The following is a 13,737-nucleotide window of genomic DNA, read 5'->3' as shown; positions in this document are numbered from 1 at the left end:
AATCCCTACTGTTTTGGGGCACTGACAGGTGGCTGCGGCTGTTGCTGCTGAGCCTTCCAGCGCTCGATGTTGCGTTGCAGCGCGGCTTCGGTCAGTCCGGACGCGGGCAATTCTGTCATCTTTTTAGCGAGCTGTCCGCGCAACCACGGATCGTTGCAGGCCGAGTTGTGCGAAACCGCGAGGAACAGTCCCGGTCGGTCGATCGGTTGCTCGAAGGCCAGCAGATCATTGGCCATGCCCAATGCCTGCGCGGCGGCCATGCCCGAGTAGCGACCGGCGAGTACATATTCGACTTCACCCAGCAGAAGTTTCTGAAAGGCTTGAGTGATGTTTGCCGTCCGGGTCAGGGTCAGATTCTGCTCGGCGAAAGTGCCGAATGCCTGGGTCATTCGAGACTTTTCCGACAGCCCGCCGGTGTGCCCGTGCAGATCCCTGGCTTCGCTGTAGACCAGCGTCGAGCCCTTGCGCGTCCACACCAGATAGTCGTTTTCCAGCAACGGCGGATAGATGTAGTCGACATTTTCCAGCTCGTTGAACATCAGCGGCGTGTCGGCCAGCATGTCCATGCGCCCGCTGCGCACCTCATCGAGGGCCTGCGCGCGTTTGCCGGCGTAGAGCAGCTCGACCTTGATCCCCAGATCCTTGGCCACTTGCTGCAGCAGGTCGGCACTGGCACCGATCAAGTGCTTGGGATTCTGCGGGTCCTGCCACAGGTACGGCGGCGCATCCGGGCTGCCGGTGACGACAAGGCGCTCGCATTTGCCGGCAGCCGCAGCCATCCCCGGTAACAGGATCAATCCCAATAACAACCCGCGGCGCAGATCCATGGCAAAACACTCCCACGCAAATTCGAGACAAAAAAAAGCCCGACCATAAGGCCGGGCTCTTTATAAGTGAAGCTGCCGGATTAGACCAGCTTCTCCAGCTCAGGTACCGCTTCGAACAGATCCGCCACCAGACCGTAATCGGCCACCTGGAAGATCGGCGCTTCTTCGTCCTTGTTGATCGCAACGATCACTTTGGAGTCTTTCATGCCGGCCAGGTGCTGGATCGCGCCGGAGATACCGACCGCGATATACAGCTGTGGTGCAACGATCTTGCCGGTCTGACCGACCTGCATGTCGTTCGGTACGAAACCTGCGTCGACCGCGGCGCGCGAAGCACCCACGGCAGCGCCCAGCTTGTCGGCCAGAGCGTACAGGTGTTTGAAGTTGTCACCGTTCTGCATGCCGCGGCCGCCGGAAACGACGATCTTGGCAGCGGTCAGCTCTGGACGATCGGACTTGGCCAGTTCTTCGCTGACGAAGCTGGAAGTGCCGGCGTCGTGCGCAGCAGCAACCGCTTCAACAGCCGCCGAACCACCTTCAGCGGCAACCGGGTCGAAACCGGTGGCACGCACGGTGATCACTTTGATCGCAGCGGTCGATTGCACGGTAGCGATAGCGTTACCGGCGTAGATCGGACGCTTGAAAGTATCAGCGCTTTCTACCGAGATGATCTCGGAGATCTGGTCAACGTCCAGTGCAGCGGCAACGCGCGGCAGGATGTTTTTGCCGTTGGACGTGGCGGCAGCCAGGATGTGGCTGTAGCCCTTGCCCAGCTCTGCAACCAGCGGCGCAACGTTTTCCGGCAACTGATGCGCGTAAGCGGCATTGTCAGCGTTCAGGACTTTGCTTACGCCAGCGATTTTCGCAGCGGCCTCGGCCACGGCGCCAGCGCCCTGACCGGCAACCAGCACGTGAATGTCGCCGCCGATTTTGGCAGCAGCGGCCACGGTGTTCAGTGTGGCCGGGGCCAGCACTTTGTTGTCGTGTTCAGCGATTACCAAGATAGTCATTTTTAGATTACCTTCGCTTCGTTTTTCAGTTTCTCGACCAGTTCAGCCACCGACTTGACCTTGATGCCTGCGCTGCGTGCAGCCGGCGCTTCGACTTTCAGGGTCTTGTTGGTGGAGGCGGTGGAAACGCCCAAAGCATCCGGAGTCAGCACTTCGAGAGGCTTCTTCTTGGCTTTCATGATGTTTGGCAGAGACGCGTAGCGCGGCTCGTTCAAACGCAGGTCGGTGGTGACGATGGCTGGCAGTTTCAGCGAAACGGTCTGCGCGCCGCCGTCGATTTCGCGGGTCACGGCAACGCTGTCGCCGGAAACTTCGACTTTCGAGGCGAAAGTGCCCTGACCGTAGCCGCTCAGTGCAGCAAGCATCTGGCCGGTCTGGTTGTTGTCGCTGTCGATGGCCTGTTTGCCCAGGATCACCAACTGAGGCTGTTCCTTGTCGACCACAGCCTTGAGCAGCTTGGCCACGGCCAGCGAAGTCAGGTCTTCAGCGGATTCGACGAGGATGGCGCGGTCGGCACCCAGAGCCAGTGCGGTACGCAGCTGTTCCTGAGCGGTGGTCGGGCCGATGGAGACGACGACGATCTCAGTCGCAACACCTTTCTCTTTCAGGCGTACGGCTTCTTCCACTGCGATTTCGCAGAACGGGTTCATCGACATCTTGACGTTGGCGAGGTCTACGCCGGAATTGTCCGCCTTGACGCGGACCTTGACGTTGTAATCCACAACGCGTTTGACAGCTACAAGAACCTTCATGGATTCCTCGTTACTCTCCGGTGAAAAGAAAGTCGCCTAGGCGAACCTGGCGGTTGATGCTCATCGGGCACAAGGGCACCTCTAAAAACGCCGGCTGGGGGCGATGACCGTTCGTCAGTGGTGACCAACAAGTCATTGAATCGCACGGTGTGTAAACTGCACGCCGGAATTGCGCTGCGCATCACCTTGTACTGCCTGTGCCCTGTCTTTAGAGGTGCTCTTGAAACCGCCAGTCTGCCTACGGCGAGCGCAAAACCGCCCGTATCTTGACCGGAACGCCTATTCCGGTCAATACGGCAAAATGGCCGTTCATAAGCCGCGCTTCTTTGATTTCTCTGGGCTGGAGCCGATTCAAACAAACGTTTGTATTGGACGCTCGGAGTGGTGTAGATATAATGCGCCGCCTAGAGAGAAAGGTGGTTTGCCCATTATTACCCTTGACGTTAACGTAAAGGCAATAACGGATACGACACCGAACCTCCAAATTAGAAAAAAAACTGTTGAGCCTTGAGTAGGAGATAGCCTGTGGAACGCGAATACATGGAATTCGACGTGGTCATCGTCGGTGCCGGCCCCGCTGGCCTGTCCGCCGCCTGCCGTCTGAAGCAGAAGGCCGCCGAAGCCGGTAAGGAAATCAGCGTCTGCGTGGTCGAAAAAGGCTCCGAAGTCGGCGCACACATCCTTTCCGGTGCCGTGTTCGAACCACGCGCTCTGAACGAACTGTTCCCGGACTGGAAAGAACTCGGCGCCCCGCTGAACACGCCGGTCACCCGCGATGACATTTTCGTGCTGAAAAACGCCGACAGCGCGCAGAAAATTCCTGACTTCTTTGTGCCCAAGACCATGCATAACGAAGGCAACTACATTATTTCCCTCGGCAATCTGTGCCGCTGGCTGGCCCAGCAGGCCGAGAACCTCGGCGTGGAAATCTACCCGGGCTTCGCCGCTCAGGAAGCGCTGATCGACGAAAACGGCATCGTGCGCGGGATCATCACCGGTGATCTGGGCGTCGACCGCGAAGGCAACCCGAAAGAAGGCCTGTACACCCCGGGCATGGAACTGCGTGGCAAGTACACGCTGTTCGCCGAGGGCTGCCGTGGCCACATCGGCAAGCAACTGATCAAGCGTTACAACCTCGACAGCGATGCCGACGCCCAGCACTATGGCATCGGCCTGAAGGAAATCTGGGAAATCGACCCGGCCAAACACCAGCCAGGCCTGGTGGTGCACACCGCCGGTTGGCCGCTGGACATCATGGGCACCGAAAACACCGGCGGCTCGTTCCTCTATCACCTGGAAAACAACCAGGTAGTGGTCGGTCTGATCGTTGATCTGTCTTACAGCAACACTTACCTGTCGCCGTTCGACGAGTTCCAGCGCCTCAAGCATCACCCGGTGCTGGCCCAGTACCTGGAAGGCGGCAAGCGCGTCAGCTACGGCGCCCGTGCGATCTGCAAAGGTGGCCTGAACTCGCTGCCGAAAATGGTCTTCAAGGGCGGCGCGCTGATCGGTTGCGACCTCGGCACCCTGAACTTCGCCAAGATCAAAGGCAGCCACACCGCGATGAAGTCCGGCATGCTCGCCGCTGAATCGGTGGCCGACGCCCTGTTCGCCGAAAAGGATGGCACCGAAGAGCTGACCACTTACGTTGACGCGTTCAAGAAGAGCTGGCTCTACGACGAACTGTTCGCCAGCCGCAACTTCGGCCCGGCGATCCACAAGTTCGGCGCGATCGTCGGCGGTGGTTTCAACTGGCTGGACCAGAACATCTTCGGCGGCAAACTGCCGTTCACCCTGCATGACACCAAGCCGGACTACGCTTGCCTGAAACTGGCGGCCGACTGCAAGAAGATCGACTATCCAAAGCCGGACGGCAAACTCAGCTTCGACAAACTGAGCTCGGTGTTCATCTCCGGTACCAACCACGAAGAAGAACAGCCGTGCCACCTGAAGCTGACCGACCCGAGCATCCCGATCAGCAAGAACCTGCCGCTGTACGACGAACCGGCGCAGCGCTACTGCCCGGCCGGCGTCTACGAAGTGATCACCAAGGAAGACGGCGAAAAACGCTTCCAGATCAACGCCCAGAACTGCGTGCACTGCAAGACCTGTGACATCAAGGACCCTTCGCAGAACATCACCTGGGTCACGCCGGAAGGCGCTGGCGGCCCGACTTACCCGAACATGTAAGCCGTATCGCTGAACAACGAGGCTCCCGAAACGGGGGCCTTTTTGTTGCCCAGGTTTTCTGTTTCACCACAAAACAACTGTGGGAGCGGGCTTGCTCGCGAATGCGGTGTGTCATTCAGCCCATTCATTGACTGATACACCGCATTCGCGAGCAAGCCCGCTCCCACAAGGGATCTTAATCGACTCAGGCAACGCGTTCGTCGCCAGGGCTACGCTCGAAGTAGCGCTTGTACTCACGACTGAACTGCGACGTACTCTGATACCCCACCCGATGCGCCACCTGCGCCACGCCCAGCCCTTCGGCGACCAGCAAGGTCTGCGCCTTGAGCAGGCGCAAGCGCTTCAGATACTGCACCGGCGACAACAGCGTGCTGCGCTTGAAGTGCTCGTGGAAGGACGACACGCTCATGTTCGCGCAACTGGCCAGAGTCTCGACGTTCAGCGGCTCGGTGTAATGCGCATGCAGATGACTGATCGACGCCGCCACCCGGGCGAACTGTCCCTGCTGTTCGACTAGCGCGCGCAACACATCGGCCTGTGGCCCGCGCAGCGCGGTGAACAGCAATTCACGCACCCGCGCCGGCCCGAGAATCTGCCGCTCCAGCGGATCGTGCAGGCAGCGCAACAAGCGTTCGACGCAGCCGCGCATGTCATCGTCGAGCACCACCGAGGTCATCGACTCCGGCGTTTGCGCCGGGATATGCCGCCCCGGCGCCAGCCCCATGGCCAGCACCAGCTCGCCAAGCAGCACCCGGTCGATGGCCACCGATACCCCCAGCAACGGCGCATCCGGCAAGGCAAAGGTTTCGCACTCGAACGGCACCGGCAGCGCCTGAATCAGGTAGTGCCCGGCGCCGTACTCCATGGTGCGCGGGCCGAGGAACGCCAGTTTGCTGCCCTGAGCGATGATCATCAGGCTCGGCTCATAAATGTGCGGGCCACGCGCCACATCGCAACTGGCGCGCAACACCTGCACGCCGGGCAACCCGGTCTGGCTGTAACCATCGCAGAGCGCCAGCGGCTCGATCAGCGAAACCAGCGTGGCATTGGCATCAAGGTGACGGGTCAACTGCATCGGAGGGGTCTTCAAAAAATTCACGGAAAAAGGCATGAAAGCATCATCGCAGATCCCTTTGCCAATGCGCTTGCCCAGACCTGCATGCCGGAGGATTAGGCATGAGACCCGGAGGAATCGTCATGGCCGCAGCGGCAGACGGCGCCCAAAATGCGCCACCTCACCTGTCACTGCTTCTGCGAGGTTTCTCATGTACACCGCTATCGGTTATGCCGCCCAATCGGCCACCACTCCCCTCGCCCCGATGAAATTCGAACGCCGCAGCCCACGCGCTGACGACGTGGCGATCGAGATCCTCTACTGCGGCGTCTGCCACTCCGACATCCACCAGGCCCGCAACGAATGGGGCATCGCGGTTTATCCGTTGATGCCCGGCCATGAGATCATCGGCAAAGTCACCGCCGTTGGTGCGAACGTCACTCAACATAAAGTCGGCGATCTGGTCGGTGTCGGTTGCATGGTCGACTCCTGCCGCACCTGCGCTGCCTGCCAGCAGAACCTCGAGCAATACTGCCTCGAAGGCCCGACCATGACCTACGCCACCCCGGACCGGGTCGATGGCAGCAACACCATGGGCGGCTACTCGGACAGCATCGTGGTCAGCGAGCACTTCGTCGTGCGCATCCCGGAGAAACTCGACCTGGCCAGCGCCGCGCCGATCCTCTGTGCCGGCATCACCACCTACTCGCCGCTCAAGCACTACGGCGTCAAGGCCGGCGACAAGGTCGGAATTCTCGGCATGGGCGGCCTCGGCCACATGGGCATCAAGTTCGCCAAGGCCATGGGCGCGGAAGTGACGCTGTTCACCCGTTCGGCGAGCAAGGCCGAGGAAGGTCGTCGTCAGGGCGCCGATCATGTGATCGTCTCCACCGATGCCGAACAGATGGCTGCCGCTGCAGGCCGGTTCGACTTCCTGCTGGACACCATTCCGGTGCAGCACGACCTCAACCCGTACCTGCAAACCCTGCGCTTTGATGGCGTGCATATCCTGGTCGGCCTGATCGAACCGATCGACCCGCCGGTGCATGCTGCCAACCTGGTGCTGGGCCGCCGCGTGCTGGCCGGTTCGTTGATCGGCGGCATCGCTGAAACCCAGGAAGTGCTGGATTTCTGCGCCGAGCACGACATCACCTGCGACATTGAAATGCTCGACATCCGCCAGATCAACGAGGCTTACGCGCGGATGATCGCCGGTGACGTGAAGTACCGCTTCGTGATCGACATGGCGACGCTGAAGCTTTAAACCTTCAGACCGAGTTCTGCCGAGAGCCGGGCTGTGACCCCTTTGATCAGGGGAATCAGCTCGGCCATTTTTTCCAGCGGCATGTACGGCACGGTGCTGGCGATGCTGATCGCCGCCACAATCCGCTTGCTCGCATCGCGAATCGGCGCCGCCACGCAGCGGATCGACGGTTCGTTGTCTTCCAGATCGAAAGCGTAGCCGCCGGCCACGTACTCGGTCATGCGTTGTTCTAGCTGTTCCCACGATTGCTGCGGATGCTGCGGCCAGAACTGACTTTTCCCACCCGCCGGCAGGCTGATGTCGTACAGGCGCTGCCAATCCTGCGGTGCATCGTCGAGCATCAACGCCTTGCCGATCCCGGTGCGCGCCAGCGGCATCCGGTGGCCGACCCGCGAACGCATTTCCGGGCCGTTACGCCCCGGATTCTTCAGCAGGTACAGGACCTCATCGCCTTCACGAATCCCCAGGTGCACGGTGTCCCCGGTCAACGCCGACAACTCGTCCAGGTACGGCCCGGCCAGACTCACCAGCGGCAACTCTTCGCGCGCCTGAAACCCCAGCTCGATCAGCTTCGGCCCCAGCAGATAGCCGATTTGCGGCACCACGCGCAGGTAGCGCTCGTCGACCAGGCAACTGGCCAGACGATGGGTGGTGCTGCGCGTGGTGCCGATCAGCCGGGCGATCTCTTTCAAATCGCGGGCGCCACTGGCCACCGCCTGCACCACACCCAGTCCGCGAAGCAGGGTCTGGGTGCCGGTGGGCGCGGCGTCCTTGGTTTTTTCCGGGGCGTCTTCCTGCATATCCAGCCTTTACCGTTGAGCGAGGGAACGGGCGGCATTATGGTCGCCCGACGCAGACGACTACAACTCGATACGCTCGACCTTGCCCACCAGCAGCACGTAGGACAATGCACCGATCAGCGCCAGCACCGCGATGTAGGTGATCGCCGGGGCGAACGAATCACCGCTGGCGAGGAAACCGATGACAATCGGCGTGGCAATCGCCGACAGGTTGCCGATGAAGTTGAACACCCCGCCGGTCAGCCCCAGCAACCGCGCCGGAGCGAGGGTCGAGACCAGCGACCAGGTGATCGAGGCCAGACCGTTGCCAAAAAACGCCAACGCCAGGAAGGCAATCACCAGCGGTGTCGATTCAACAAAATTGGCGCCGATGATCGAGGTGGAAATCAGCAGCCCGCCAATGATCGGCAACTTGCGCGCGAAGCCCACGCTGCAGCCACGGCGGATCAACAGGTCGGAAAAGAACCCCGAGCACAGCACGCCGACAAAGGCCGCGAGAAACGGCAGCGAGGCCAACAGCCCGGACTTGATGAAGTCCATGCCACGGTATTTCACCAGGTAGGTCGGGAACCACGTCAGGAAAAACCACAGCGTCGAGTTCAGGCAGAACTGACCGAGGTAGATGCCCCACAATTTGCGCTTAGTGAGGACGATACCGAGATCGGTCCAACTGAACGAGGCCTTGGCCGTCTGCGCTTGAATGTCTACGAGTCCGCCACCCTCGCGGATCAGGTCGATCTCCGCGTCGTTGGCGCCCTTGAAGTCTCGCGGTTCGCGATACACCGCGTACCAGATCGCTGCCCAGATGATGCCAGCCGCACCGGTCGCGACGAACACCATGTGCCAGCCGAACTCATGTTGCAGCCAGGCCAGCACCGGCGTCAGAAACGCCAGGCCGACAAACTGCCCGGAGGTGTAGAAACCAATCGCCGTGGCCCGCTCACGCTCGGGAAACCAGGTGGTCACCACGCGGCTGTTGATCGGATAGGCCGGTGCTTCCAGCGCGCCGACCGCCATGCGCAGCACAAACAGCGCAATGAAACTCGCAGCGAAACCGAGCAGCACCGTGGCCAGCGACCACAGCAGCAGCGCGACACTGTAGAGGATGCGCGGCGGCACCCGATCCACCAGCCAGCCGCCGGGAATCTGCATCGCGGCGTAGGTCCAGCCGAATGCGGAGAAAATCAGCCCGACGTGAACCGGGTCGATGCCCAGTTCACTGGTCAGCGCGGGCGCGGCAATCGACAGGTTGCTGCGGTCGAGGTAGTTGATGACCACGGTGATGAACAGCAACACCATGATGAAAAACCGCTTGCGGCTAGGCGTGACTAAAGACGCCTGCCCGGTGAGGGTTTGCGTTGGCATGGGGGGTGCCTCTTCTTATGATTATTTGAGGTCATTGACGCCATCTCCCATCCATGGAGATCAATTGTGGGAGGGGGCTTGCTCCCGAATGCGGAGTGTCAGTCGACATCTCTTTAGCTGACATGCCGCATTCGGGAGCAAGCCCCCTCCCACAAGGATTTGTGGTGGGTCAGAAGGGAATCACCACTCGGCAAAACTGCCATCGGCATGGCGCCAGATCGGGTTGCGCCAGCGGTGGCCGACCGCCGCGCGTTCGATCACGTATTCCTCGTTGATCTCGATGCCCAGCCCTGGCCCGTTCGGAATCTTCACGAAGCCCTGGTCGTAGTCGAACACTCGCGGATCCTTCACGTAGTCGAGCAGATCATTGCTCTCGTTGTAATGGATACCCAGACTCTGCTCCTGAATGAACGCGTTGTAACAAGCCGCGTCCAGTTGCAGGCACGCCGCCAGCGCAATCGGCCCCAGCGGACAATGCAGCGCCAGCGCCACGTCGTAGGCTTCGGCCATGTTGGCGATCTTGCGGGTCTCGGTGATACCGCCGGCATGCGAGGCATCCGGCTGGATGATGTCGACGTAGCCTTCGCTCAGCACCCGCTTGAAATCCCAGCGCGAGAACAGCCGCTCACCCAGGGCGATCGGCGTGCTGGTCAACGGTGCCAGCTCTTTCAGCGCTTCGTAGTTTTCACTGAGCACCGGCTCTTCGATGAACATCAGTTTGTACGGGTCGAGCTCCTTCATCAGCACCTTGGCCATCGGCTTGTGCACCCGACCGTGGAAGTCGACGCCGATACCGACGTTCGGCCCGACGGCATCGCGCACGGCGGCAACGTTGGCCAGGGCCAGATCGACTTTCTCGAAGGAGTCGAGGAACTGCAGCTCTTCAGTGCCATTCATTTTCACCGCAGTAAAACCCCGGCTCACCGCCTCTTTCGCGGCACGTGCGGTGTCGGCCGGACGATCGCCACCGATCCACGAATACACACGAATCTTGTCGCGCACCTGACCGCCGAGCAGATCGCTGACCGACACGCCGAGGGCTTTGCCCTTGATGTCCCACAGCGCCTGATCGATACCGGCCAGTGCACTCATGTGGATCGCGCCGCCGCGGTAGAAGCCACCGCGGTACAACACAGTCCAGATGTCCTCGATGTTGCGTGGGTCTTTGCCGATCAGGTAGTCGGACAATTCTTCAACGGCAGCGGCGACGGTGTGCGCGCGGCCTTCGACCACGGGTTCGCCCCAACCGGTCACACCCTCATCGGTTTCGACCTTGAGGAAGCACCAGCGCGGCGGGACGATGAAGGTGGTGAGTTTGGTGATTTTCATCTGTTTGTCTCTCTTGTTAGATGCAGCGCACGCAGCGCCGGATAAATCTCAGCGAAGGGCCTTCCAGGCAGCCACGTAGGCCTTGGCATTGGCCGCCACTTGCTCAACCGTCATGCCCGGTTTGAACAGGCCGGAACCGAGGCCGAAACCTTTCACACCAGCGTCGATGAACGCTTGCATGTTGTCCGGGGTGATCCCGCCGACCGGCGCCAGCACCGTCCCGGAAGGCAACACCGCGAGCCATGCCTTGACCACCGCCGGGCCCATCTGCTCGGCCGGGAACAGCTTGAGAATGTCCGCGCCCTCCTCCAGCGCCGCGAACGCTTCGGTCGGCGTCGCTACTCCCGGCGACAGGTACAGCCCCGCCGCTTTCGCTGCGCGCAGCACCTTGGCGTCGCTGTGTGGCATCACGATCACCTGGCCGCCGGCCTCTTTCACCAGCTCGACCTGCTCCGGGGTCAACACCGTGCCGGCACCGATCAGGCAATCGGCGGGCAAGGTCTGACGCAAGATGCGGATACTTTCGTACGGCGACGGGGAATTGAGCGGTACTTCGATGACGCGAAATCCGGCGGCATACAGGACTTCTCCGACAGCAGCGGCTTCCTGCGGATGCAGGCCACGCAGGATTGCGATCAGACCGTTTTGTGCCAATGCTTGCTTGAGCATGTCAGGCCTCCAGTCAGGGTTAACGGGATAAGGAATCGAGCAGCCCGGCGGCCAGCGCCAGTTGCCACAGGCCACGCTCGGTGGCCTGCTCGGCCAGCGTGACGCGCGCGAAACCGCAGGCATCGAGGGCACGGCCGTAACGGGCGCAGAGTTGCGCGTTGCCGATGAGGATGATCGACGGCAGATGCGCACTATTGCGTCGGCGCCGCTGGGCTGCGGCAAGCGCCACCAGTTCATGGCCAATCATCAGGCCAGAGAGGTAATCCGCTTGCGCCGTCGGCGCCAGTTCGCCGGTCAGGCCCAGGGTGCGGGCACTGAATAATGTGGAGAGCACACCCAGTTCGCCGTCCGCCGACAGCGCCACTTGCACGCCACGGTCGAACGCCAACCCGTCGAACGCCGCACCCTGTTGCTGGGTACGCCCGAGAATGCTGTGCTCACTGAGCACAGCGAACACTTCGCCGGTCATGAAGGTGTCGAAATGAGTGATGCGGCCCTCGACCACCTCCACCCACTTGGAGTGGCTACCCGGCAGACCGATCAACAGATCGCCGCCCGCCTCGGCCGGCAGGTTCTGCAGTACGCCGAGGACCTGAGTTTCTTCGCCGCGCATCACATTGGGCAGACGCGAACGCTGGATCACCCCCGGCACGATATGTACCCGCGTGCCGCGCAGACTGACCAGTGTTTGTAAGGAATTTCCGAGATTGGCGACGTTCGCCGGCGTCTCGCAGTAGGCCGCTTCGCGCCAGCCCTGGGCGCTGCCGACCATCCCGCAGGCGATCACTGGCAGATCCGGCTGCGCATCGAGCCAGTAGCCGCACGCCTCTTCGAAGGCCAGTTCAAAGCCGTCGGCGCATTCACCACCGTGGATGACTCGCGGCGTCTTCGGTAACTGCATGATCCCGGACGACAGCGCACGCTGCTCCAGCACCACCCCGCCCGCCGCGAGTTTATAAGCACGTAATGAGGTCGTCCCCCAGTCGAGCGCGATCAATTGCGCCTGCATCGCTTCACCTGTTTTGTTTTTGGCAGTGAGTGCGACGGACTATAGACCTTTCAAGCGCGAAATCTCAATATGTAATTTTACATCCCATATTTTGGGATTAAATAAGTCCATTTTGTCCAACGCTGAACGACGTCCGTTCAGGTGCAGGCAGGACGACACGTTAAAAAACCAGCAATCAGTAGCAGCCGGAATCCTCTCAGCCCCATCAATCGCGCCTCTCTTGAATCGCACGCACGATGTCAGTTGCTGGGATGAGCATTGACTTCGAATAATATCCACCGAATGAATAAGCAGAAGTGAACACCTTACAAGAGATGACATTACGCTGACCTAATACCTGCAATAATTCACTGGCAGGCATAAAAATATTTGATACGCCCTCCTCCTCTTTTTTAAACGAGGACAATTTGGACATATAAATATGCTCCGCTTTAGATCCAGAACTATCAAGCTCAACAAAATCCCCCACCAAATACTGAGTCAACTTGTCAAAATCCTTAAACTCGACATCCTTATCCAGCGAGCAGAACAAAGACTCGCCCAACTGACTTTCCCCGGTCACATCCTGAAAAAAATTCAACAGATCGGTTTTCGAACCAAACTTAATACCTAAAGATGAGTGATCATCTCCACCACTGACAGAAATCAAGTCAATATCAATGACCGGAAGAACCGGTTGCTTAGTGCAAGAACTGCACAGTAGCAGTGTCAGAAAAACAAACAACGACTTCATTTCGAAGATTCCAAATATTGACTCAAACGTTCATACACAATATCGCATGCCGATTTACCACCCTGTAGCGTAGCGCCAAACATGACCCCTGCCTGACGATGGTTGGCGTCTACCGCTTCGTTGATAGCTGGCCCAGATGTCATAACCCAACGCTCGCCCATGCTGGCAACGTTATCAGATGAATCCGTCACTTTGGGCGAAGCCAATACATTGACCCAATAATCTGCCGAGGGCTTCGGTGTCGTGAAATATATATCAGACACCATCCAGACACCTGTGCCACCGCCAACAGGATCAAGCGTTACCAATACCTTTACGGTGTAACCGCGCTCTTTCAAAATCGAAGTCAGATGTGCACCATTCCAACCACCCAAACTATGACCTACAACGACAATATAGACCGACTTATCACCTTTCAAAGGACGCTCGACGTACTTTTTAATATCTTTTTCACCGCGAACGTCTTTGTAACTTATGTATGGCAGATTCACCTCAACTTTCTGCTCATTAGTAAGACGCTTCTCTAACTGCTTCCATGCATTCATCACATTATGATGCGGCGGCTCATTTTGATAGTACTCTTCCTTATCCCCAGCACCGCCAATAAAAAACACTGCAACTTTTTTTACTTTAACCGCAGCCTGTTTTACGCTCTGATCAGTCTTGCAGGTCAACTCATGACCAGCCACTTCAGTTTTACAATCGTTGAGTGCGGGATTTTCGACTTCCATTTCG

The 13,737-nt window shown here is 59.5% G+C and carries 13 protein-coding genes; 2 read left to right on the top strand and 11 right to left on the bottom strand.

What is annotated here, in order from left to right:
• Window positions 1–5: 5 nt before the first annotated feature.
• The 3 genes from KCG87_RS14630 to KCG87_RS14620 all read right to left on the bottom strand — a co-directional run bounded on the left by KCG87_RS14630 (window position 6) and on the right by KCG87_RS14620 (window position 2,589).
• Entirely contained in the window at window positions 6–827 is an 822-nt protein-coding gene (locus tag KCG87_RS14630) for a transporter substrate-binding domain-containing protein (RefSeq protein ID WP_139054907.1), read from the bottom strand.
• An 80-nt stretch (window positions 828–907) separates the two neighbouring features.
• On the bottom strand, window positions 908–1,837 hold the full coding sequence (locus KCG87_RS14625; protein WP_007961977.1) for an FAD-binding protein: 930 nt from the start codon (window positions 1,835–1,837) through the stop codon (window positions 908–910).
• Between the two features lie 2 nt (window positions 1,838–1,839).
• The gene (locus KCG87_RS14620) at window positions 1,840–2,589 is read right to left on the bottom strand and encodes an electron transfer flavoprotein subunit beta/FixA family protein (protein WP_007908338.1); all 750 of its coding nucleotides are present in this window, start codon (window positions 2,587–2,589) and stop codon (window positions 1,840–1,842) included.
• Between the two features lie 525 nt (window positions 2,590–3,114).
• On the opposite strand from KCG87_RS14620, the gene KCG87_RS14615 reads away from it, so the two are divergent.
• Window positions 3,115–4,779, top strand: coding sequence for an electron transfer flavoprotein-ubiquinone oxidoreductase (locus KCG87_RS14615; RefSeq protein ID WP_027612388.1), 1,665 nt, complete (start codon window positions 3,115–3,117; stop codon window positions 4,777–4,779).
• Between the two features lie 184 nt (window positions 4,780–4,963).
• On the opposite strand, the gene KCG87_RS14610 is transcribed toward KCG87_RS14615, so the two are convergent.
• On the bottom strand, window positions 4,964–5,854 hold the full coding sequence (locus tag KCG87_RS14610; protein ID WP_007961974.1) for an AraC family transcriptional regulator: 891 nt from the start codon (window positions 5,852–5,854) through the stop codon (window positions 4,964–4,966).
• Window positions 5,855–6,044: 190 nt separating this feature from the next.
• Between KCG87_RS14610 and KCG87_RS14605 the strand changes: the two genes are divergently transcribed.
• A complete protein-coding gene (locus KCG87_RS14605) occupies window positions 6,045–7,097 on the top strand; it encodes an NAD(P)-dependent alcohol dehydrogenase (RefSeq protein ID WP_210558192.1) in 1,053 nt (350 codons plus the stop codon).
• Here the strand turns inward: KCG87_RS14605 and KCG87_RS14600 are convergent.
• The 7 genes from KCG87_RS14600 to KCG87_RS14570 all read right to left on the bottom strand — a co-directional run bounded on the left by KCG87_RS14600 (window position 7,094) and on the right by KCG87_RS14570 (window position 13,733).
• Entirely contained in the window at window positions 7,094–7,897 is an 804-nt protein-coding gene (locus tag KCG87_RS14600) for an IclR family transcriptional regulator (protein ID WP_096794901.1), read from the bottom strand. The genes KCG87_RS14605 and KCG87_RS14600 overlap by 4 nt on opposite strands.
• Before the next feature lie 60 nt (window positions 7,898–7,957).
• The gene (locus tag KCG87_RS14595) at window positions 7,958–9,262 is read right to left on the bottom strand and encodes an MFS transporter (RefSeq protein ID WP_098964997.1); all 1,305 of its coding nucleotides are present in this window, start codon (window positions 9,260–9,262) and stop codon (window positions 7,958–7,960) included.
• Window positions 9,263–9,442: 180 nt separating this feature from the next.
• Window positions 9,443–10,591, bottom strand: coding sequence for a galactonate dehydratase (gene dgoD / locus KCG87_RS14590; RefSeq protein ID WP_007961968.1), 1,149 nt, complete (start codon window positions 10,589–10,591; stop codon window positions 9,443–9,445).
• Between the two features lie 48 nt (window positions 10,592–10,639).
• On the bottom strand, window positions 10,640–11,260 hold the full coding sequence (locus KCG87_RS14585; protein WP_041069252.1) for a 2-dehydro-3-deoxy-6-phosphogalactonate aldolase: 621 nt from the start codon (window positions 11,258–11,260) through the stop codon (window positions 10,640–10,642).
• Between the two features lie 19 nt (window positions 11,261–11,279).
• Window positions 11,280–12,269: a 2-dehydro-3-deoxygalactonokinase gene (locus KCG87_RS14580; RefSeq protein ID WP_210558191.1), complete on the bottom strand. Its 990-nt coding sequence runs from the start codon at window positions 12,267–12,269 to the stop codon at window positions 11,280–11,282.
• 205 nt (window positions 12,270–12,474) lie between these two features.
• Window positions 12,475–13,002, bottom strand: coding sequence for a hypothetical protein (locus KCG87_RS14575; protein WP_210558189.1), 528 nt, complete (start codon window positions 13,000–13,002; stop codon window positions 12,475–12,477).
• Entirely contained in the window at window positions 12,999–13,733 is a 735-nt protein-coding gene (locus KCG87_RS14570) for a hypothetical protein (RefSeq protein WP_098965002.1), read from the bottom strand. Before KCG87_RS14570 ends, KCG87_RS14575 begins: the two co-directional genes overlap by 4 nt.
• Window positions 13,734–13,737: the final 4 nt, after the last annotated feature.

It is taken from the genome of Pseudomonas sp. MWU347, assembly GCF_017947305.1.
GTDB classification, from domain to species: Bacteria; Pseudomonadota; Gammaproteobacteria; order Pseudomonadales; family Pseudomonadaceae; genus Aquipseudomonas; species Aquipseudomonas putida_A.
The sequence above is the reverse complement of the archived record's forward strand: the minus strand, read 5'-3'. Positions and strand labels throughout refer to the sequence as shown.

What these genes read in the sequence shown, in the direction of transcription:
- KCG87_RS14630 (WP_139054907.1), bottom strand. Translation starts at nt 827, where the DNA reads ATGGATCTGCGCCGCGGGTTGTTATTGGGATTGATCCTGTTACCGGGG.
- KCG87_RS14625 (WP_007961977.1), bottom strand. Translation starts at nt 1,837, where the DNA reads ATGACTATCTTGGTAATCGCTGAACACGACAACAAAGTGCTGGCCCCG.
- KCG87_RS14620 (WP_007908338.1), bottom strand. Translation starts at nt 2,589, where the DNA reads ATGAAGGTTCTTGTAGCTGTCAAACGCGTTGTGGATTACAACGTCAAG.
- KCG87_RS14610 (WP_007961974.1), bottom strand. Translation starts at nt 5,854, where the DNA reads ATGCAGTTGACCCGTCACCTTGATGCCAATGCCACGCTGGTTTCGCTG.
- KCG87_RS14605 (WP_210558192.1), top strand. Translation starts at nt 6,045, where the DNA reads ATGTACACCGCTATCGGTTATGCCGCCCAATCGGCCACCACTCCCCTC.
- KCG87_RS14600 (WP_096794901.1), bottom strand. Translation starts at nt 7,897, where the DNA reads ATGCAGGAAGACGCCCCGGAAAAAACCAAGGACGCCGCGCCCACCGGC.
- KCG87_RS14595 (WP_098964997.1), bottom strand. Translation starts at nt 9,262, where the DNA reads ATGCCAACGCAAACCCTCACCGGGCAGGCGTCTTTAGTCACGCCTAGC.
- dgoD (WP_007961968.1), bottom strand. Translation starts at nt 10,591, where the DNA reads ATGAAAATCACCAAACTCACCACCTTCATCGTCCCGCCGCGCTGGTGC.
- KCG87_RS14585 (WP_041069252.1), bottom strand. Translation starts at nt 11,260, where the DNA reads ATGCTCAAGCAAGCATTGGCACAAAACGGTCTGATCGCAATCCTGCGT.
- KCG87_RS14580 (WP_210558191.1), bottom strand. Translation starts at nt 12,269, where the DNA reads ATGCAGGCGCAATTGATCGCGCTCGACTGGGGGACGACCTCATTACGT.
- KCG87_RS14575 (WP_210558189.1), bottom strand. Translation starts at nt 13,002, where the DNA reads ATGAAGTCGTTGTTTGTTTTTCTGACACTGCTACTGTGCAGTTCTTGC.
- KCG87_RS14570 (WP_098965002.1), bottom strand. Translation starts at nt 13,733, where the DNA reads ATGGAAGTCGAAAATCCCGCACTCAACGATTGTAAAACTGAAGTGGCT.